Below are 21,082 nucleotides of genomic sequence, written 5' to 3'. Positions count from 1 at the left end.
GGTGACGCGGTATCCTAGGCGATATGAGTGAACTGACTACAACAATCCGTGCTGATTTAAAGCAGGCAATGAAGGACAAAGATGAGGTTACGAAGCGGGCTTTGCGGATGCTGCTGGCCTCGATTCAAACCGAATCGGTCAGCGGTTCCAAGCATGAAGTCGATGATGCTGCGGTGAAGGGGCTGATTGCCCGGGAGATTAAAAAGCGCAACGAATCTGCCGAGGTGTATGCGCAAAATGGTCGCGACGAGCTGGCTGCCGCTGAACGGGAAGAAGCAGCAGTGTTCTCCCGCTATCTGCCAGCCCAGTTCACCGATGAGGAACTCGATCAGCTGGTGGAATCAGTGGTGGCAGATGTCTTTGGTGATGATCAGCCGTCGATGCGCATGATGGGTCAAGTTATGCAGAAAGCCACTGCCAAAGCAGATGGCCGGGTTGACGGCAAGCGTCTGTCGACTGCGGTGAAGCGCGCCCTCGGCGGTAACTAACGCCGCAACGTTTTCTACCGGAGCCAGACAGGGAACCTGTCATCATCGACGAAGTCGTTGTCTGGTCACCGGTGACATTGACATCGACAGTCCCTGTTGCAGTTGCATGTGCCGCTTTGGTGGAGGGATTAGAGAAAACCTCGCAAACCGTCGCTGTAGTGCAACAACATCTTCTCCGGGAGAGCAGGTGAACTAGCAATCAGCGCAAAGGTGCGACAAGGACGAATAAGCCAGCAACACAGCCTCCGCCGCACGCATCTGCTAGATCGTGCAGGACGGGGGCTGTTTGCTTCTTGTTCCAACCATGAATGAAGCCAGTGACACGATCAATCTTCTTCGTGTTTGGGATGCCGTCTTGAATGGAACCTGCGGTTATTCCGCGGTGCTTGCCGCTGCGATTAGAAAAATTCGCGGAAAGCAGCTGGAAGGTACTGCAAGGATCTTTTCTCAATGGAAGAATCTCCCGGCAAGCGGTAAGTTCCGCCTGTAAAGAGTACGGGTTCCCCACCTGGGTGGAGGCGGTTATCTTCGCCGCGCTAGTGTGCTCATGGCAAACAACAACACCGCCGCTTGCGTGTGCGTGCGGCATGCCGGTGCGGTGTCCTATGCCGGGTAGACAGTCAATGGTTAAGCCAGCGTTAGGCTGCACAGTATCCGCATCCATTGCGTGAGGACGATTCCAACTTCCGGCACTTCAGTCCGCGGTCGAAAAGCTCTGTGGGCTATCGTCCCAACGCGTCGTTGAGCTGATCGGCGATAACTTCCGCCTCCAGGCCGACGGGGATTTGGATGCGATCCCCGCTGCGGCGAATATCTGTGCAACCACCGGCTTGGAGCAGTGTTTCATCGACTCGTTGTGGATCGTGGACGAGACAGCGCAGCCGGGTGATACAGCCGGTGATATCCCGAATGTTGTTGGCACCGCCAAGACCGGCAATGACTGTGTTGAGTTGCAGCATGATCTTCCCTTTTCTTTTCAATTACGCAATAGTGAATTACGCACAAGCTGTGCATCAGGCCATGTGGGCACACCCGATGACCGTTCATCGCCGCCAGGCGTGCCGCTGTCGATGGGCATGATTGCGCTGATGTCAGCGGTTTTCCAGTAAGTGAATTGTTGACTGTTTAGTATGGTGCGCCGGGAGGTCGCAAGCCAACACTGTGCATTGAATATCTCAGCTACTGCGGCGCGACACAGCATCCTGTAGCGAACGTTGCAAGCTGCGGAAGCATCGTGGCCGCGGCTCTTAAAAATCGGCGTTGCACTGGGAGAATACCTCGACCAGGCGGGTAAGGTTGCCATGTTTTAGGCTCGTTCACCTTGCTGTGCGGCAAAGCTTGGTGCCTATGGTGGAACGTGATATTTACCATGATCTTGTGGCTGATGTTGCAGGATCTTCTTGCATGATCGATGGGTGAACCTGTTGCAGTTGCTGCAAACCCCTTCGTGGGTCGACCCACCTGCTGTGAATGCGTGATGCATTGCGGCATTGGCCGCATACTCACTAGCGTGTTCACGCATCTTACGGTTTTGGTTTTCTTCTAGTGAAAGGAAAGCATGGAACCCACTATTGCACCGCTGTGTGCAGGAAGTGACCTGCAAGAGGCATTGCGCACGGTAGTCATCACCGACGGGGAGATCAGTTTGACGTCCTGTCGCCCGGAGGATGCGGACGACTATGTGGCGTTTATGGAGGATCTGCAGCTTTTCGTCGGCAATGAGCAGGCACCCTTCTTTTTTCCCTGGTATCGCCAGCATTTGCGTGATCCCCAGGCAGGTGCCCATGCCAGTTGGGATCGCCTGCAGGAAAAGGTTGCTGCCATCACCGCGGAACGTTGCGATATTCCTCTGCTAGTGCGGCGGGGAACCACCATTGTGGGGCAACAAGATCTGCGGGCTGTAGATTTTGTTCAACACCGGGTGATCTCTACCGGTTCATTGCTGGATCAGCGGTATCAGGGCGCAGGAATCGGTAAACGAATGCGCCGCATGTTGTTGGCTTTCGCCTTTGACTATCTTGGCGCAACACTTGCCATCACTGGTGCTCATCCCGAAAATGCGTCGTCGATTGCGGTCTCAAAAGCCTGCGGCTATCAGCCTATTGCTGTGGCTGATGTGCCAACCAATTTGGAAACAGTAGATTCCACTGCACTGTGGCTGGCTTGTGCACCGGATACGTTTCAGCGTGCCGACACCCGTATCCGGGTTCACTATCGGCACTAGTTCCAGGCAGACTGCGGCACACCAGACTAAGGAAGTTGCGGCACACCACACAAAGGAAAACAGTGGTGTTTTCTATTCCTTATGTGCACCGCACCAGTGTGGGGGAAGTTGCCGGGACCGTACACGGTTTGCACTATCGGAGCGGTGCTGTGCCGAAACATAGCTGTGGCGGTGACGTTGAGCCGTATTGGGGTGCAGCCAGTAATAACCGGATGGTGTGCAGGGGCCGACAGATCACCATGCAGCGGGTGCTGTCCCCACTGCCTGTGCGAGCGAACGGCTGTACAGTCAGTGGGGCTGTTGCGATAAGCAGGGCTATTGCAGTGGTAAAGCTAGTTGTTCAAAATCCCGTTGATGACGTCCTCTAGAGTGATGAGATCATCTTGGGTGCCGCCGGTGGTGTTTGGTGGGGTGGTGGGCTGTTGGGGTTGTTGCGGCGGGTTTTGCGGGTTGCCGAATTGATCGAATTGTTGCTCACCGTACGGGTTTTGCCGGGTGTCGATGGTTGCCGGGGCAGTGGTCACCGGTGGTGGTGTGACTTGTTTCGACCCGTCGGATATCTGCAGGTAGACTGCGTCGCCTTTGAGCAGATAGGGGCCTTTCGGCACAGCTCGTACCGCCCGATTTTTCGGTATGCCGTTGCCGGGCACGGTTTGTGCAGTGACTAAGAATCCGGCGTCTTCTAGTCGCGTGCGGGCATCGGCTTCGGTGAGGCCGTCAACCCGGGGAAGATCAGCGGCGGTGATGCCGCGTTGATATTTCTCGGCGGCGGGGGCAAGCCCCCCGGTCCGGGCTTGTTCAATTGCGGTTGCTGCCCCAAACCAGATCCGTGATGGTTCCATACCGCCATAGAGGTCACCGTTGGCGCATTGCCGCAGCGGCGACGTGCAGAGTGGAAGGACTTCCACCCCGTCGTTAAACACATAGGGGGCAGCAGCAAAATTACTATTGAATCCTAAAAACGCGGCTGAAGAATGCGCTTCTGTTGTGCCGGTTTTCGCGGCAGTCGGGGTGCCCCAGCCGAATGCTCGTGCCGAGTCCGCGGCAGTGCCTTCAGTGGTATCGTGACTCATCGCTTGGGCGAGGCTGTCGGCAAGTTCCGGGGCGACTGCTTGGGTACATGCCGGCTGGGGCAGGGTAACTGCCCGCCCGGATGCGTCGAGCATCTCTTCGATGGGGTTGGGTTCACACCACACCCCGTGGGAGGCTAGCGTTGCTGCCACATTCGACAGCTGCAGCGGATTCACCCCGGTAGGACCTAGCGTAAACGAGCCGAGATTGTTCGCGGTGACATAGTCGGCGACAGAGTCTTGGCCGTTAAACGAGCCGGGCAGGGTGAAGTCGGTGAGTCCTAACCGGATCGCCATCTGGACGGTGTCGGCGACACCGACTTGCTCAATGAGTTTGACGAAGGTGGTGTTAGGGGAGTGGGCAAGTGCATCAGCCAGGGTCATCTCTGGTTTATATACGCCAGCGTTTTCCACACAGTAGGTGTCCGGAGGACAGTTCGCCGCCCCACCGGCACCCATGTTTTTCACCTCAACACGGGCAGGAACCGGCAGCATCTGCTCGGTGCCCATGCCTTTCTCCAGGGCGACTGCGGCAGTGAAGAGTTTAAAGATTGATCCGGCACCGGATCCATGCTGGGTGTAGGGCAGTGCAAGCACCGATTGGTGGGCTTCCGCATCCAGCCCATAGTCCCGCGAATAGGTCATCGCCAGTACTTTCCGGGAATCTGGACCAGGCTGGACAATGTCGAGGACTGCAGCCACCCCGGGGGCTTGCGGATTTGCTTGTGCGGTCACCGCATTGTGGGCGATCTCTTGGAGTGCAGGATCTAGCGTGGTGGTGATGGTGTACGAGGAGGCTTTGAGTTTTTCTTGGTCAAAGCCTTTTCCGGCGAGATATTGCAGCACATAGTCGCAGAAATAGCCACGGTTCCCAGCAGCGATACAGCCGTTTGGAAGATCCCCTGGCTGCTCCAGCACACCGAGCGGGGCAGCCTTGGCTGCTGCCGCTTCTTGCGCACTAATCGCCTCCGAGGCGACCATTGTGTCTAAGACTGTGTTGCGCCGCTCTATAACACCAGCCTCATTGGTGTAGGGGTTGAGCACCGAGGAAGACTGCACAATACCGGCAAGCATTGCGGCCTGCGGCAGATTCAGCTCAGCGGCGGGAATACCGAAATAGGTTTGGGCGGCAGCCTCCACCCCGAAGGCGCCGTTACCGAACGGCACAATGTTGAGATAGCGGGTTAAAATCTCATCCTTCGACAGATGCTTCTCCAAATCGGAGGCCATCTTCATCTCCCGGAGTTTACGGGCATAGGAGGTTTCTGTTGCGGCTGCCTGCTCTGCCTGGTCTTTCGCATCGACGAGCAGCAGATAGTTTTTTACATACTGCTGATCAAGGGTGGATGCCCCCTGCTGCACCGACCCGGACACCGTGTTGGTGATCATAGCCCGCAACGTGCCTTGCCAGTCCACGCCGTCGTGAAAATAGAAGCGTCGATCCTCCACTGAGACGATTGCGGCTTTCATCAGCGGGGAGATCTGATCCGCCCCCACCGGATATCGGCGCTGATCATAAATCCAGGCAATGGGCTGTCTCGCAGCATCCAAAATAGTGGTCACCCCAGGGGAATCCCCACCGGTGAGGTCTTTCAAATTGGATTGCATAGTTGCCTGCGTACGGGTAACTGCCACTGCACCGACCCCGGCGGCGGGGGACAGCGCAGCAGCACAAATCACTCCGACTGCGGCAGTCGAGGCGGCAACTTTCGACAACGATTTCACAATGCCCACTCCATTACCCTACGCAACTTCCGCGCGCCGGGTAAATACGACGGCACTACCCCCGTTGCGTCCTATTCGACTTACCCCCGTTCCTGTGTTTACACTAAGGGACACCGACGTGTTGTCGCTAACGAGGAGAACCAAGTAATTATGACGAACGCACTCGCGGGTACTGCAGGCCTGACTGCCGACCAAATTGAAGTTCCCTCAAATAAATTGGTGGATCGCGGGGATTGGGTAACCCGCGCGAAATGTCGCGATGGCGATCCTGATGCGCTGTTCGTGCGCGGTGCCGCGCAACGGCGTGCCGCGGCGATCTGCCGCCGCTGCCCGGTGGTCTTGGAATGTCGCGCGGATGCGCTGGATAACAAAGTCGAATTTGGGGTGTGGGGCGGTCTCACAGAACGCCAGCGTAGGGCACTGTTGCGGAAGAATCCGCATATCACCAGCTGGGCAGAGTATCTGGCTGCCGGCGGTGAGCTTGAAGGTATCTAGCAACGGCTGCTACCGCAGTACTTGTTAAGGCCTAAAATGCTTTACCCGTTTCGGGGCTATTTGGGCCAACACCCGGGAAGTCATGCACTGACTTCCCGGGTGTTTTTCTTTGTTCCCGACCAGGCTGCTTAAGTATCGCTAAACCTGGATTTCTTATTGCTTTCTTGGGGTGATGCAACGGGCCATCTCACCATTCGGGAACGGGGAATTGGCACGGCAATACCTGGCCTTGAGCTGCGGGAATTGTCCGCAGTTGGCGGAAAGCAAGTGCAGTTGCGGCAGCGATTGTGGTGTTATATCCGCAAATGGGTCCAAAATGTCGGCAAAGCTGTGACAAAACCGCTGTCAAAGCTAAGAAAAAGATAAGAAGGGGGGTAGGGGGTTGGGCGTGGTGAAAATCACCCCCGCGCGTAAAAGGGATGACCATTTGTGTCCGATTGTCCGCAACTAAGGATTTGCTTTCTGGTTAGGGGGATCAACGACGAGAGCACCCCGGGGGTAACCAATGAGCCGCTCCAACCGCTAGGCTTATAGCCCATGACAACACAATGGGAATATGCCACCGTACCGCTGTTGACCCACTCCACCACCCAGATTCTCAACACCTGGGGCGAGGATGGTTGGGAGCTTGTGAGCGTCACACCAGGGCCAAACCCCGAGAACATGGTCGCTTTCTTAAAGCGCCCAGTTAGCTAATCCATCCCCGCACAGCGGGATCGCGGCGAAAGCAACACCTGCACCACCCGGCCACCGCATCTGCGAACAACCACTCCAAACAACTCACGCGCCCCAAGGGCGCTGGAATAATCCCGCCCATCGATCCGATGCGGCGGGATTATTCATTCGCTAGCGTGCAACAGGGCCACAAATAGATGGCAGTGCCATGAATAGATGTCACCAATAGCGGTGCTCATAGCAGTGTCACGGAATCCAATACTGATGAGTAACCCCGTCAACACGGTGAGTTCGCAACCAGGCGAAAGCCATGCAAACCACCGGCACCGGGGCACAGCAGCATAAGCACCAGTGCCAGGAAAATCCTGGCAGATCCAAAGCGCCCGGTGGATCCAAAGCGCCCGGTGGATCCAAAGCGCCCGGTGAATCGATCACCCAGCACTAGCCTTGCCAGCAGCATGCGGGATGTTTCGGTGTGAACCAGTTGGTTTGCAGCCACCGTGATCTTTCGCCAGTTAAGATAGATCGCAGCTGTGTGCCGCAGCCCGCGTGCCGGCAACCACAGCTGTGATCTCGACCGCCTACCAACACGATCTGCAACCACAACCACCACCACACAACTCTGTTACAGAAACGAGCAGCACATGAGCACCACACAAACCACCAAACGACTGCAAGAACTCGGTGTGCAACTTCCTGAGGTGGCCGCACCTGTTGCCGCCTATGTGCCCGCAATCCAAGTCGGTAATCAAGTGTGGACTTCCGGTCAGTTGCCGTTTGTGGACGGTGCACTCGAAGTTACCGGGCTAGTTGGTGACACAGTCACCACTGAACAGGCAACCCAGCTTGCGCAAACAGCCGCCCTCAACGCACTGGCTGCGATTGATGAACTTGTCGGTATTGACAATGTCAGCCGGGTGTTGAAAGTCACCGGATTTGTTGCTTCCGCGGACGGATACACCGACCAGCCAGCAGTCATCAATGGGGCATCGAATCTGCTCGGGGAGATCTTCGGGGCGCAGGGTGCCCACGTTCGTTCCGCAGTTGGGGTAGCACAACTGCCCCTGGCATCCCCCGTCGAACTGGAGATTGTGGTGGAAATCGCCACCGAAACTGGGAAGTAACTTGCACAAACACCACGAAATCCTGCAGGGGAAGTTAAGCTAGAGCACATGGAGCATCCCGCCTACAGCCAACTACGGCCGGTGACCCGGTCGGCGTCCGTTGTTTTATGTCCCAACCCTGGCTACACCGCCTTGGAAGGCACGAACTCGTGGATTATTCGTGCACCAGGGGACACCGCCTCGATTGTGATCGATCCAGGTCCTGAAGAAGAAGGACATTTGAATGTTCTCAATGCGAAGGCTGACCCGGTAGCGGTGACGTTACTCACCCACCGGCATGATGACAGTGCCGATGGGGCGCCTCGCTTCCGCCAGCTGAACGGGACTGCGGTACGCGGCTTTGATCAACGATTCTGTCGCGGTGCGGAACCGCTCGTCGACGGCGAAATCATTCGCGTTGAAGGAGTTACCCCCACCCTCGAGGTCGTCCACACTCCAGGGCACACCTCTGATTCGGTGTGTTTCTTCCTGTGGAGCGGTGAGCCTGGTGAATCAGAGCTCGAAGGTATTCTCACCGGGTCGACGATCGCCGGTCGGCACACCACGATGATCTCTGAGACCGACGGTAATCTTGGCGATTACATCAACTCGCTCCATGTGTTGGAGGATCGCGGCAAAAATGTCATGCTGCTGCCAGCACACGGTCCAGAGAATCCGGATACTTCCGCGTTGGCTCGGAAATATTTAGACCGTCGTGAACAGCGGCTCGCCCAAGTCCGGGCTGCCGTAAAGAAGCTGGGTGCTGATGCGCCGATGAAAGCCATCGTCGACGAGATTTACACCGATGTCGATCCGGTGCTGCGTGGTGCTTCTGCGGAACAGTCCACCCGGGTCACTTTGCGATATCTCAAAGAACAGGGTGAGATCTAGGGATCCCAAGGGTTCCGCAATCCCAGCATGTTGCGGCAAGTTTCCGGTAACCCCCGTAGCTGGTTACTTCATTGTCGCAGTCGGTTTACACACACCACAAGTGTCGCCTAGGAGTGTTGTTGTTACACACCGGGATAGGCGGCACTTGTGGCGTTGGTGTGTTTAGTGGCCTGTTACGCGAGGTTACCAGCGAATTCTTGCGGCGTTTCGTCTCGTTAGGGTTGGTGGCATTGGATTTGAAGAACACGAGCTGTGTTCCACCTACTTACTACCACGGCGTATGCCGCCAAATCGCAAATCGCTATCCGGTAGAAGTGGTAGGTCAATCTTTGCTGAACTCATCTCCAACTGGTCACCTGATTGGCGTAGTGCCGGTTTACCGGTAGAGCGAGCTTGACATCTTGCTTCTCACCAGCGTGACTTGCCGATGCTTGGATAGTTGCCAGTGTTGGTGGCAGCAGAGGATTGCTGACGCACCAACGGCGAGACGGTCAAATTTTCTCGCGTGTGACGGGTTGCTTCGAAGACGGTGCATTCGCTAGAGACTCCGCTAACCAGTAGCTTCACAATAGTATTGTGCGCCAAGGCTGGCGGTTCCCGGTGAAGTTGCCAGGTGGATCCGCAACGTCGCTGATCTTCCCCTCAGTCAATCGGTTGGTTGCCTAGTTCAGTCAGCCAGGACACCACCACACGATCACCTTCACTGTCACCAATCTGGCGACATGCAAACGTTGCAGCAGCTGCTTGAGGGAAAGCCGTCGAATGACACTCCCCGCTAGCGAGATGTTCCTAAGGGGCGTGCTACGGATCGCGGTTTGGTCGCGTATCAAGGTTTTCTCGCTGCTATATGCATCCGGGAAGAGTTTTGCAAAGGCCCCGGGTTTTAAAGTCATGTGACTTATTCGCGGAAGCGGGGGAGACGAGCCGATAAAGAGGTGATCGGAACGTAAGGCAGTTACCGAGGAAGAAAACCGGTATAACTCCTTCGCCTATCGAGCAATACCAGGCAGGTATGCAGGTGGGGCGGTGCTACCAGTCGTGGGTACGAGTAGGCGACTGTGGTGAGGCGGCCATGTTTAGGCGAAACTTATGGTCTTTGCCGGCAGTGATGCGGTTGAAATACAGCGTGCGAACGTTGTGAAAACACTGCGTCACCGCAGTATTGCTGGTTCCGTGTGTGGTGCAAACTATGGTGGTGCCATGTTGCCATCTGCACCTAATCCCTTTTCAAGGTCTCATGGGAGCCTAACTCGACAGTTGCTGGGCGGCTATTGTCGCTCTGGGCAAGTGCAAGATGGGTAAGAACTGGGGGAATACACCGCTGATCAAAGTTGGTGGAAGCCAATTGGCAGGCTTGACTGCGTATTGTACTTCGCCACCGGTCCTCACTGCGGTGGTGTGCACAGCAACTCACTATCGTTTCGCGCCCGTACCTTCCTGTCGGGTGGCTCAATCACAGGCAATCGTGCCTACCTATGGTTGGTTTCCCGTGAAGCCCACTACCGCAAGCGATGCTACTTTCCGGGTCTGCCCAGGACTCGGAGCAACTGGACGAGGCCAGTGAATCTGTTCCTTAGCATTGTGAAATTTTGCCGTAAGCAACGCTTCGGTTGCCGTTACTTCCACCATTGTGATGAAGATCATAGAATCTGGACATGTCGAATCGCTGGCCACTTTTTGGGGGTAATTATCCACATCTAATCTCTAGCGAATTTTTGACAGTGGGGGTAACTTAGCGGAGTTCGCGGTCATTCTGGGGTAATGCAATGAACAAATGTGAGGCCTCTGTCGTTATCCAGCAGTGGATAGGCGGCAAATTTTGGTGTCGATTTTGGTGGAAGCCGATGGGATCGATCGAAGGGCGGGTTCGCCAAACGGGGCTTATTCCCCTGGCAGAGGGATTGTGGCAGGGTGCCGCAGGAAAAAGGTTTTCTTAGCATGACAAAAGGTTTTGCCCAAGGGTGGCGAGGTATTCACCGGGGTGCAATTTTGCGGTGAAAAGCTAAGCTTGTTAGCTGTATTGTTTTGCCTTCCAATGAACTATTGCTCTAGTGGAAGAGTGGGATAAGTTCGCTGCTAGTCGTGCTTTTGCCGGTCGTGACCGATAGCATTGGTCTCATCAAAGATCGTCCGACCCGCACTTTGGGAGAGCGTGGAAGATTCGGACGTTGTACTTATCCTTGTCAGGTTCATTTATTGGGAAGATGGCAAGCAGAGTGGGAGCCCTGCTTGCAGTGTTTACTGAGTCAATTGATACGCCAGTAATACTGCTTTGCCGTCAAGGAAGGCAGCATCGTGCTCGGAACCGAGTCTTGGCAACCCAGCGCACCTTTGTTGCGTCGCATTGCAGCGATAGTGCTCGCAGTATTTACTGTCGTCGCTGTTAGCACCGCTGTGCCTTGGTCGAATGCGGAGGCTCAGTCGGAGAAACTGCCGAAATTTGATCCTGCACGTGAATGTGCTGCGGGTTCAATTGCAGTTCTTCTTGATACCTCGGACTCTATTGATAGTACCGAGATGAGCGCCCTGAAATCTGCTGCTAAGCAGTTGGTTACCTCGCTGACAGGGCCCGGTTCGCAAATTGGTCTGATTACCTTTGATAAGACCTCTCCTTCGACCCATAACGGTGCTACGGACACAGCACGTTCGTTGCCTGCTTCGGACCTCAAAAAGCTGATAGATAAGATTGATCTCCTCACGTCGATCAACGGGAAAACACCAGCAGAACCTGGCACTAACCTGGCGGGCGCAATCAAGCGTGCCAAGGACTTAGGGTACGAATCGGCCATTATCATCACCGATGGTGCGCCGACCGCACGGCCGAGTGACACTACTACCGGAACTCGTATCAACAAATCTGATGTCGTTGACGCATACGAGGCGGCCGTGGCGGCTCGTGACGGCGGCATGTCGATCTACACCGTAGGTATCGGTGGCCAAGATCGGGGGACGGAATCGTTTTGGGATGACAGTTTGAATATTCTCAATCCTATCTATCCGGACAGTGGCTCGCTGGTGACATACAGCGATCGAGCCAGCGTGGCTCTATATACGGCCACCAATGGCAAGTCCATCCCCGGTATCGAAGCTGGTTGGGCTTATCAGTACAGTAGTCAGGGAGTTAATTTCTGGATCGGTTTGCAGCCCGACGAGACTGGCACATATAAGAACAAATATGACGGGAGGGTGAAGAAGCTTTTCGGCGAATGGGTGGTTGTTCGCGAATACGATATCCAGAATCGGGTGATTCCGCCGCGCGCATACGGCGTGAACGTTCTCAACTCGGCAGAGTTTCTGAAAGGAATTTCTGACTCGTATTACTCAGTAGAAGATTTCGCGAGTCTGCCAACTTTTATTGCCAGTAAATACCGTGCCTGTGACGGGCTTGTCCGAGTGCAAAAGGTTGTTACTGACCAGGACGCTGAGGCAGCCAAAGGATTTGAATTTATGGCTGACCGGGCGCTCGACCCGAATTCCAAAGACCCCGCAAACCCAACGGTAATCGCTGGTTTTAAGCAAACAACGGGTACCCCTCCAGTTGTCGATTTTATTGCTGACAACCGGACGAAACCTGCAAATATCACGATTACCGAGATCCAACGTGAGGGCTACGAATTAGCACATGAAGATGTTGCCACGTGTGATCTCTATACCATTGCGTCGGATGGAACGTTTACCCTCAACGGGACGCTAGAGCCAGGAAAACAAGATCCTAAAACAGGGGATTTCCCGGCCGGATTGCCGCAGGAAGGCGTAACGTTTAGCACTTCCCGTAAAGCAAGCGCGTTTACGTTGTCAAACCTGGATGTGAACCAGCGTGCGGTCTGTACTGTCGAAAACAAACCGACCGAGTTGAAGGTCGAGAAAGAAGGCCTTGGCGGTGTTTCCCTCGCTGATAAAGAGTTCAGCCTTGCCTACAAGGTTACCGTTAGCAACCCGAAGGAATCCACAGGTGAGCGGTCTCTGGCGCAGTTCGTTGAACATCCGTCCACTATCCCCGGAACCACGATCACATCGGTAGAGCTGTCCAATGTTGTCCCGGGTTACGAGGATGAGCCTGGCACGCTGGTCACATCCGGAAGTGTCGGGTTGCAGGCTCAAGACGACGGCAGCTACACGTTGGCGAATGTAAGCGATCTCGCGAGCGTGCCTGCTGATCAGTCAAAGTTTGCATACGCTCGCGTCACCTACCGGGTCGACGACTTAGCCAAAGTTCAGTCTTATGCACAGGAAAGCGGAACCTGCGGGTCACCGGCATCGGAATCGGGAAATGGTGTGCTCAACACCATCAACTATTCTCAGTTCAGTTCGACGAAGGTCGGAGACTTGCGGCAAACCACTGGTTGTACCAGCTTGGAGCCGGTTAAGAAGAAGGCGCTTCAAGTGTCCAAGAACGCCAAGAAAGACGCGCCTGTGGCTGGTGTTCCCGGAACCACGAAGCCGGTCGAATACACCATCGCAGTTTCGAACCCGAATGAGCTGACGGCTGCTGTGCCTGCCCTGCAGGAAACGCCATCCGCACCGGCTGGTACCACTATCACCTCGGTGACGGTGAAGCCGGCAGCTACCTTGGGAGTAGGCCAGGTACAGCTGCTGAAGGCATCCACTGAAGAGAAGCTCACCGGTGGCGGGGGCGTGTACGAGATCCCTGCTGATAAATTGAAGGAACTTGCGCCGAACACAACTGGTGTATTTGATGTCGTAGTCAGCTATTCCATTGATGCTGCTGACAAGACCAGCGGTTGGACTTGTGACGTAACTGATGGTGGTCTGCGGAACACGGTGACCATCAACGATGATGACTCGAATCCACGCGCAGAGGCTTGTGTTTCGTTAAAGCCGGCTGGGATCACCGTGGAAAAGTCCTTGAATGGCAACGCCTCTACTGCTCGCAGCAAGCCAGTAATCGTCAATCCCGATGACGATACTGTCGCTGTTGCCTACAAGATCACCAACACCGGTGAGGTTCCTGTCACCTCGTTGCTGATTGATGACGTTGCCCTTCAACCAAATGACGAGGCAACTGTTACCAAGTTCAGCCAAAACGAGCTCACTTGTAAGGGCGCGACTGTCAATGGCAGCACTGTGACGCTGGCATCTCCGCTCGCACCAACTAAATCACTCCTTTGCAGTTGGGAACTTCCCGTTACCGAAGTTACTGCAAGTAATAGCGCTCTGGCGGAATTTATTGACAATGAAGTGTTGGGCGATCAGGTGCAGGTAACACCTACCTTCGAAGGTGGTGCATCTGATACTCAGTTCACCGATAACGCCTGGATGAGTATTCAGCCGAGCTTTTCAGTGAACAAGACGGCGACTGATACGCAGGTGATCGTGCTGCCAGACGCAGAGACCGTCACAACGAAGTACAAGGTGGAAATCACGAACGGCTCTGCGTTTGCAAGTGCACCACAAGCGTTGATCGAACGGCCGTCCGGCGACGTTGTCTCAGTGAAGGTTAGTTCCTCTTCGAGCTGTACCGTTCCAGCACTAAATGAATCTGGGGAAGTGTCGTTGGTGAAGGATCCCGGGACCGGTTCTTGGGGACTTCCGAAAGGCACTGAACTCGCTGAGATCCCTGGTGGTCAGAGCGCTTGCCTCGACGTGGAAGTAACCAACAGCCTTACTGGTATGGATCTTAGCAATCCACAGGATCGTGCAGCACTGCAGTGCAACGAATCGGACGCGAACTCCGGCCTGGTGAATGCTGCCCGAGTCGCAGGTTCTGAGGATAGTAGGGCCTGCACGAGTGTTGGGGTCTATGAAGCTTCCATCGCAAAGCTCATCGACGGGCAAGAAGCACAGACGCAAGAGCAGGCTGTGCCAATCATGCCGGCGGCCACCACAGCAGAAGTTGAATACGTAGTGCACAACACAGGTACTGCACCGATTAAGCGTGTCAATGTTGCTGACAACTACATCTTCGGAGCCCGGAAGGATCAGTCCTTCCAGCCAGCGCAGCCGCTGACATGCACGATCTCGAGTGCAACCGATGAGGTTGTCCGTGCCGGTCTCACTGCCCCTGCAGGTGAAGTTGATCTTGGGGAATCCGGTTTGGAGCCAGGGCACACCCTGCGCTGCACGGTTATCGCTTCGATCGATGAGCTGTTCGCTGCCGAGGAGACGATCCACGGCAACCAGGTGAGTGTCACCACGGCAATTGATACCGCAGGCGGAACCCTCACTACAAACGGTCCTGTAACTGCAGATGCTTGGGCTGAACGTATTCCAGCTCTTGTCGGAACCCTGCCAGATACTGGTGGACGTGGCATCGGCGGCTTCGCCGGTGCTGGGCTTGCAGCATTCCTCCTTGCAGGCTGGTTCATGCGGCGAAACACCCAGGGGGTGAATCGCTAAATGAGATCGAAAACTCGACACAACGCAAGTGGTGGGCTGGATCCACCCTAGGCGATGAAGCAACGCTGATAGGGAAACCTGTTGGGAGCTTGTTGCTACCCGTCAGCGTCATCATCAAAAACATCTAAGGACTGGATCACCAGTCAACCTTTGAAGGAAAAACAAGAAGGAACCCCTCATGACTACCAAGAAGCTTTCCCTCCGCGTCGCGACTCACGCGATGATCGCAGGCCTCGCATTCTCCTCCGCTGGTTTCGCAGCTGTTGAGCTGGCTACCCCGGCAATTGCTCAGGACCAAGATGTGAACCCGGCCAACATCGATCCTGCTAAAAAAGCATCGCTGACTCTGTACAAGCGACTGAATCCTGAGAATCGTGGCACCCCGACCGGTAAGGAAGACGGCAATGTTAGTGGTACCCCACTCAAAGGTGTGACCTTCAAAATCACAAAGCTTAACTTCGACGTCACGACTTTTGCTGGCCTCGATGCAGCTCGTAAGCTGGATCCGGCGAAAGTGACGGAGAAGCACCTTGTTGGTGCACCTCAGGAGCAGGTGACCGATAGCGAAGGTAAGGCCTCGTTCACGGATCTCGCTGTTGGTGCTTACCTGGTTCAGGAAACCTCTGCCGGTGAAAACAAGAACATCACTCTGTCCCCGGATTTCATCGTGTTCTTGCCGATGACCGATGTCACCAACCAGAATGCATGGAACTACGACGTCGTTGCTTACCCAAAGAACACCCAGACTCAGGTAAGCAAGTCCCTGACTGACACTGATGAGGATAAGCAGGCAAACGTTGGCGACGTCATTCACTACACCGTGAGTGCTGATCGTCCGGCCATCGATGGTCATCGTTCCTACATCGATTCCTTCACGCTCTACGACCAGGCACCGGCAAACTTCAAATACGGAGAATCGGACGAAAAGCCAGTCGTGAAGATCGGTGACACCGATCTTGAAGAAAATACTGACTACACGGTTGTGACCTCCGCCGACGGCACTCGCGTTGGCGTTGTCTTCACCAAGACTGGTGCAACGAAGGTTACCCAGGCACAGTATGGCACCAAGATCACCGCAACCTTCCCATTTAAGGTTGTGAGCGCAAATGATGAAACCATCAGCCCAGTGAACCTCGGTGGTTTGAAGTACACCTCCAAGGATCGTGAAAAGCCAATCGATCCGGGCCAGCCGATTCCGGAAAACCCAACCGATCCTGACCCCGACGATTCTTGGAATCCAGAAAACCCAGTTGACCCGGAGGATCCTGGCGTTGACAAATCTGATCCGGAAACCTGGGTTCCAGTCAAGATCAACAAGGTTGACGCCGGTGACTCCGCAACCAAACTCAAGGATGCGAAGTTCAATGTTTTCCGTTGTACTAAGGAAAACGGTGAGACCGGTGTCGATGGTTCAGCCGGTTCAGCCAAGGCTGTACTTGTTGGCAATAAGCTGGAGGTGAACGACCAGGCGGAGTGGACCACCAACGATAAGGGTGAAGCCACCATCAACGCTCTTCGCTTGGTCAAGGATTGGGAATCCGATAAGACCAAGGGTTACTGCCTCGTTGAGGCACAGGCTCCTTCTGGCTACGAACTCCTTCCTTCCCCGTACTTCTTCCGTATCACCGAAAACAACAAGTCTGATGTTGCTGCCGGCATGGAAGTGAAGAACGTCAATTCCAATGACAACGGCTTCCACCTGCCAGCTACCGGTGGCATGGGTGTTGGCCTGCTGATGGCTCTCGGTGCAGCTCTTGCCGGTGCCGGTGTCCTGTGGGCACGTCGCACCAGCCGCAGCTAATCTCTTCGCCATGATTATCCGTGAATACTCGCAACTGCGAAACGGATAATCAGGCTTGGCGCCCGGGGAGGATTCTCCTCGGGCGGCAACGGGTAACGTTGCCTGTTACCTAACGGGAGGATGTGCTGGCGTTGTGCAACAACGCCAGCTCCCTGCCACCCTTTGGTGGGTTGACTATGATTCACCGATCACTTAATACTGATTTACTTTTACTGCTCCATTGTCTAACGCAATGGTCGCAGCATTAGCCCGCTGAGTTGGGTATTCGTTTATTCCTTCCAATTCCATACATCGCCACCTACGACATGCTTTGCTATTGAGCAACATGGCTTCCTCCGCAAGGAGGCTGCCGTATTCGCTGGTGGGCTGATGTTTCCCGTTGCAACCGCTGTTGCACCACGCACAGACATAACGGGTTGTGCACCCTGGTCGCATCGCATGCGAACTGGGAACTCGCTACTTGTCTGAAGGAGACTTTTCCGTGACTATTGACACCCCTACGAAGCCGATTAAAGGCGAGAGCCGGAAGCAGCAACAGGGCATCCGGTCACTCATCGTGCCTATCGTGTTGGTGCTTTTGGGTGTCATGATTGTGCTGTATCCGGTTGTTGCGACGCAGTGGAACAACGTCCGGCAGATGAATGTCGCTGAACAGTACACCAGCCTGTCGAAGGAAATTCCCCCAGAACAACGGGCAGCGGCGCTCGACGAAGCACAAGCGTATAACGCACAAAACACCACCGGACCCGTTTTTGATCCGTGGCTTGCGCGGGTGAGTGAAGACAACCGCGCCTACCAGGAATATCTCGGGATTCTCGGCAACGGTGAACGCGTGCCGATGGCAACGATTCTTATTCCAAAAATCACCGTGAAACTCCCACTGTTTCACGGCTCCGATGAATGGGTGCTGCAGCACGGTGCCGGCCACTTATTCGGCTCCTCGATGCCAGTCGGTGGACCGTCCACCCATGCCGTGATCACTGGTCACACCGGAATTACTAATGCCACGCTCTTCGACAATCTCATCAATGTCAAAGAGGGCGACAGCATCTACCTCAAGGTGTATGAGGAAACCCTTAAATACCAGGTGAATGAGATTCGGGTAGTGCTTCCTGAAGAAACCAGCGGTCTTGACGTCGTCCCAGGCAAAGATCTCATTACGCTGATCACCTGCACCCCGTACGGTATTAACAGCCACCGCCTCCTCGTGACAGCTGAGCGCGTCCCGATCGATGCAGCAGAAGCTGCAAAGGTAGAAGACGAAGCAACCGCTATTGTGTGGCAATGGTGGATGTGGATCGCAATTGCGGTTGCCGCACTTGCGCTGCTGTTCCTGCTGTGGTGGCTGCGAGGCATCCTCGGGCGGCGCAAGCGTGATGAACAAGACGATGAAGAAGCACCGTTGGCACAGCTGGACGGATCATCGGATACATTCATTGATCAAACGGATGACCAGGGGCCGTCCAATCCTGGCGAACCAACAGTAAGTAAGTAACAAGGAACCGGAGAACCATCATGCAGAAGAGACTCGTCGCCCGCCGGTGGGCAACTGTGATGACAGCAGTGTTTCTCGGTGTCAGTGCCACGTTCTTTCCTGTTGGTACCCAGCTCCCGCAGGCGCAAGCGATTGCCATCACCGGCGACGTCACTGGCTTAAATCCAGCGGATATTGATCTGAACCGGACAGTGACGCTGACGGTGAATAAAGATGCTGGAAATCCCTTCGACGAACCCGCCGAAGATATGGAGCCGCACACGAACGTCGGTCGCGAACTCTTGCTCGTTGAATTCTCTGGTTTTAATGTCAGCGACCCGGCTGATTATGAGCGCGCAAAGCAGCTCACAACCTTAGATGCACAGGATCTGCCTATCGCTAATACCTACAAACAGCGTACAGATGCGCAAGGCCAAGCAGTTTTTGGTGGCTTGCGCCCGGGTGTTTACCTCCTCGGTGAGGAAGTACGCGAAACTGAGAAAGCCAGTTATCATACGGTTCCGAGTCTGCTTATCCTCCCCGTCGGGGCGGAAGGTAAGGCATGGGTGTACAACGTCTCAATCGACGCTAAAGATGAGCTAACGAAGCCGAAACCCGAAGTACCAACGCCACCAACTACGGTGAAGCCGAAGCCTGGTGAAGAACTAGAACCCGGTTCGAGTGCCGAGATTGGACTTGGGTTAATTCCGCTCATCATTGGCGGTTTTCTTCTCGGATCGGCAAGTTCGCAGGTGCCAGAACCGCCGATGCCACCCGTCCAACCCAGCCCAACTGAATCGCCTGCACCTACCACCACCCCTACGCCCGCTAAGCAGCAACCAACGAAGGGGATTCCGAAACTAGCTCGGACAGGTGCGAATGTAGACGCTATTGCGCTTCTTGCAGTGCTGCTTGTGGTGCTCGGTGGCGGTGCCGTTGTCGCCAGCCGAAAGCGTGCATCCTAGGGCAGGGGATGACCGATAGCGGTTTTTCCCGGAGTGACCTGAGAATTCTTCGGGTCGAAGCTGGGAGGTAGAGCCGTATGGGGCGTGCTGAGTGTCAGCACGCCCCTTTTGGTTTCTGCCTCATTTGCAGTGGATCCGCTTCGTCTGGGGAATATGCGTGTTCGCAGCGGTGAGTGAGAAAAGTGTCTCTTGACGCACCACAATGCTGTCGCCGACACGTCCTTTCTGTGTCGCTTGCTTCGTCTAGTGTCCGCACAGTAATGCGACTGTCTTACAAGCAGCAGATTCGGTTGTGTCCCCTGCGTCAAATGCACATCGTTGAGGCTGCGCGGACGATCCGGGCAAATGAATATCCCACCTGTTGTCGCCAAGTAGTGTGGCTGGCAACAGGTGGGATAGGTGTATGGAAGTGTGCGACGTGCTTAGCGGGCGCGCTTAGCCAAGTGTTCAGTGTCGCAGATAACGACAGACTTCCCGTCGAGGCGAATCCAGTTACGATGAGCGAAGGTGGCAAGCGCTTTATTCACCGTTTCGCGGGAGGCGCCAACGAGTTGGGCAATCTCTTCCTGGGTCAGATCGTGGTTAACCCGCAGCACACCATTTTCTTGCGAACCAAAACGGTTTGCCAGCTGCAACAAGGTCTTTGCGACACGGCCGGGAACATCGGTGAAAATGAGATCGGCCAATGCTGCGTTTGTTCGCCGAAGCCGACGAGCTAGCACGCGCAGCAGCTGTTCAGAGATCTCTGGGTGTGCATCAATCCACTTATGCAGCATGTCCGAATCCATGGTGGCTGCAGACACTTCGGTAACACACACCGCTGACGACGTGCGCGGACCTGGATCGAAGATTGACAACTCACCAAACATGTCTGACGGACCCATGACAGTGAGAAGATTTTCGCGACCGTCGGCAGCGTGGCGGGCAAGTTTCACCTTGCCCTGGGTGATGATGTACAACCGGTCGCCGGGTTCACCCTCATCAAAAATAACGGTGCCGCGGGGGAAGCGAACCGTTTGTAGCTCCTTGATTAGGTTTTCGACGGCCTGTGGATCAACGCCTTGGAAAATTCCGGCGCGCGACAAAATATCGTGTACTGCGTCCACTGTGACTCCTCTAGCTTGCAACGATTCCGCTTTCTAGCGGTTTCGAGTAATGGGGTTCAGCCTGGGTTGTTGGATGTCTCCAGGATGCCGTTCCACGGCTACCAATCAGCGACCCCCGGGTGTATCAGTGCAATCCGGGGTTTGGGCTGTTTTGGGAGAGCTGTGTGACGGCCAATAACGTCGAGATCATCGCTATGCCATAACTGTCAGATGTTCCACAATGTGGGCACAGTGTGACTAAAACTCGACATTAGTGTTCTTCGCGTTACACTCTACTATGTTCTAGATCACCTCGACCATCTTCCTGTGAGCACCAGGGATGTGGGGGTATGCTTATGGGGTAAAAGGATTGACTGCGGCAAATCTGTAAATTGGCAGTTCATTGCCATTTTTCGGGGGCGGCCCCTGGGGATTAGCCTGTCGGATTGCGCCATTTTGCGGAATAGGTCACACCATTGGGATGAGTGTCTGTTTTCGCAGTTTCACCCAAAAAATTGGCCGAAAACACGCAATAAACGACAACACCCTCTTTGCCGCGCAAGATAGGCGGTCAAAGAGGGTAGCTCGTCAATCAACGCTTCCCTGGCAGGGATCGCCGGGGCGAGCACCTGCGAGGCAGTAGCGCTGTGGGCTTGTCACAGCTGAAACTAGGCAGTCAGTTTTTTCTCAAATCGCTCCATTTGCATGGCGAAGACTGCCAGGGCAATA

The 21,082-nt window shown here is 55.0% G+C and carries 14 protein-coding genes; 11 read left to right on the top strand and 3 right to left on the bottom strand.

Going from position 1 to position 21,082, the window contains the following annotated elements:
* Positions 1 to 23: 23 nt before the first annotated feature.
* Entirely contained in the window at positions 24 to 488 is a 465-nt protein-coding gene (locus CCHOA_RS09820; RefSeq protein WP_123930108.1) for a GatB/YqeY domain-containing protein, read from the top strand.
* A 304-nt stretch (positions 489 to 792) separates the two neighbouring features.
* Entirely contained in the window at positions 793 to 978 is a 186-nt protein-coding gene (locus CCHOA_RS09815; RefSeq protein WP_123930105.1) for a hypothetical protein, read from the top strand.
* Positions 979 to 1,210: 232 nt separating this feature from the next.
* Here CCHOA_RS09815 and CCHOA_RS09810 read toward each other — a convergent pair whose 3' ends face one another.
* Positions 1,211 to 1,447: a PTS sugar transporter subunit IIB gene (locus CCHOA_RS09810; RefSeq protein ID WP_123930102.1), complete on the bottom strand. Its 237-nt coding sequence runs from the start codon at positions 1,445 to 1,447 to the stop codon at positions 1,211 to 1,213.
* A gap of 599 nt (positions 1,448 to 2,046) precedes the next feature.
* Between CCHOA_RS09810 and CCHOA_RS09805 the strand changes: the two genes are divergently transcribed.
* Entirely contained in the window at positions 2,047 to 2,712 is a 666-nt protein-coding gene (locus CCHOA_RS09805; protein ID WP_123930100.1) for a GNAT family N-acetyltransferase, read from the top strand.
* Between the two features lie 332 nt (positions 2,713 to 3,044).
* On the opposite strand, the gene CCHOA_RS09800 is transcribed toward CCHOA_RS09805, so the two are convergent.
* Positions 3,045 to 5,516 carry a transglycosylase domain-containing protein gene (locus tag CCHOA_RS09800; protein ID WP_377739635.1) on the bottom strand — a complete coding sequence of 824 codons (2,472 nt, stop codon included), beginning with the start codon at positions 5,514 to 5,516 and terminating at the stop codon, positions 3,045 to 3,047.
* Between the two features lie 141 nt (positions 5,517 to 5,657).
* Here CCHOA_RS09800 and CCHOA_RS09795 point away from each other — a divergent pair, with 141 nt between their 5' ends.
* From CCHOA_RS09795 to CCHOA_RS09760, 8 genes are all read left to right on the top strand, one after another.
* Complete coding sequence (locus tag CCHOA_RS09795) at positions 5,658 to 6,002, top strand: WhiB family transcriptional regulator (protein WP_123930094.1); 345 nt, start codon at positions 5,658 to 5,660, stop codon at positions 6,000 to 6,002.
* A 537-nt stretch (positions 6,003 to 6,539) separates the two neighbouring features.
* A complete protein-coding gene (gene sp36, locus CCHOA_RS09790) occupies positions 6,540 to 6,698 on the top strand; it encodes a Sp36 family protein (protein ID WP_123930090.1) in 159 nt (52 codons plus the stop codon).
* Between the two features lie 623 nt (positions 6,699 to 7,321).
* A complete protein-coding gene (locus CCHOA_RS09785) occupies positions 7,322 to 7,801 on the top strand; it encodes a RidA family protein (RefSeq protein WP_123930088.1) in 480 nt (159 codons plus the stop codon).
* A gap of 48 nt (positions 7,802 to 7,849) precedes the next feature.
* Positions 7,850 to 8,671, top strand: a complete 822-nt coding sequence (locus CCHOA_RS09780) for an MBL fold metallo-hydrolase (RefSeq protein WP_123930085.1) — start codon at positions 7,850 to 7,852, stop codon at positions 8,669 to 8,671.
* Positions 8,672 to 11,002: 2,331 nt separating this feature from the next.
* Complete coding sequence (locus tag CCHOA_RS09775; protein WP_123930082.1) at positions 11,003 to 15,028, top strand: vWA domain-containing protein; 4,026 nt, start codon at positions 11,003 to 11,005, stop codon at positions 15,026 to 15,028.
* A 178-nt stretch (positions 15,029 to 15,206) separates the two neighbouring features.
* Complete coding sequence (locus tag CCHOA_RS09770) at positions 15,207 to 16,829, top strand: SpaH/EbpB family LPXTG-anchored major pilin (protein WP_123930079.1); 1,623 nt, start codon at positions 15,207 to 15,209, stop codon at positions 16,827 to 16,829.
* Positions 16,830 to 17,310: 481 nt separating this feature from the next.
* Positions 17,311 to 18,324, top strand: a complete 1,014-nt coding sequence (locus CCHOA_RS09765) for a class C sortase (protein ID WP_245992133.1) — start codon at positions 17,311 to 17,313, stop codon at positions 18,322 to 18,324.
* 20 nt (positions 18,325 to 18,344) lie between these two features.
* Positions 18,345 to 19,268 (top strand): hypothetical protein, encoded by a 924-nt coding sequence (locus tag CCHOA_RS09760; protein ID WP_123930076.1) that lies wholly within the window; start codon positions 18,345 to 18,347, stop codon positions 19,266 to 19,268.
* Positions 19,269 to 19,690: 422 nt separating this feature from the next.
* On the opposite strand, the gene glxR is transcribed toward CCHOA_RS09760, so the two are convergent.
* Positions 19,691 to 20,374, bottom strand: coding sequence for a CRP-like cAMP-activated global transcriptional regulator GlxR (gene glxR / locus CCHOA_RS09755; protein WP_123930073.1), 684 nt, complete (start codon positions 20,372 to 20,374; stop codon positions 19,691 to 19,693).
* Positions 20,375 to 21,082 lie beyond the last annotated feature (708 nt).

This window comes from Corynebacterium choanae (assembly GCF_003813965.1).
GTDB classification, from domain to species: domain Bacteria; phylum Actinomycetota; class Actinomycetes; order Mycobacteriales; family Mycobacteriaceae; genus Corynebacterium; species Corynebacterium choanae.
Note: the sequence above shows the minus strand (reverse complement) of the source record. Positions and strands in the feature narration are given on the sequence as shown.

Coding starts and splice junctions, on each gene's coding strand:
- CCHOA_RS09820 (WP_123930108.1), top strand. CDS start 24: ATGAGTGAACTGACTACAACAATCCGTGCTGATTTAAAGCAGGCAATG.
- CCHOA_RS09815 (WP_123930105.1), top strand. CDS start 793: ATGAATGAAGCCAGTGACACGATCAATCTTCTTCGTGTTTGGGATGCC.
- CCHOA_RS09810 (WP_123930102.1), bottom strand. CDS start 1,447: ATGCTGCAACTCAACACAGTCATTGCCGGTCTTGGCGGTGCCAACAAC.
- CCHOA_RS09805 (WP_123930100.1), top strand. CDS start 2,047: ATGGAACCCACTATTGCACCGCTGTGTGCAGGAAGTGACCTGCAAGAG.
- CCHOA_RS09795 (WP_123930094.1), top strand. CDS start 5,658: ATGACGAACGCACTCGCGGGTACTGCAGGCCTGACTGCCGACCAAATT.
- sp36 (WP_123930090.1), top strand. CDS start 6,540: ATGACAACACAATGGGAATATGCCACCGTACCGCTGTTGACCCACTCC.
- CCHOA_RS09785 (WP_123930088.1), top strand. CDS start 7,322: ATGAGCACCACACAAACCACCAAACGACTGCAAGAACTCGGTGTGCAA.
- CCHOA_RS09780 (WP_123930085.1), top strand. CDS start 7,850: ATGGAGCATCCCGCCTACAGCCAACTACGGCCGGTGACCCGGTCGGCG.
- CCHOA_RS09770 (WP_123930079.1), top strand. CDS start 15,207: ATGACTACCAAGAAGCTTTCCCTCCGCGTCGCGACTCACGCGATGATC.
- CCHOA_RS09760 (WP_123930076.1), top strand. CDS start 18,345: ATGCAGAAGAGACTCGTCGCCCGCCGGTGGGCAACTGTGATGACAGCA.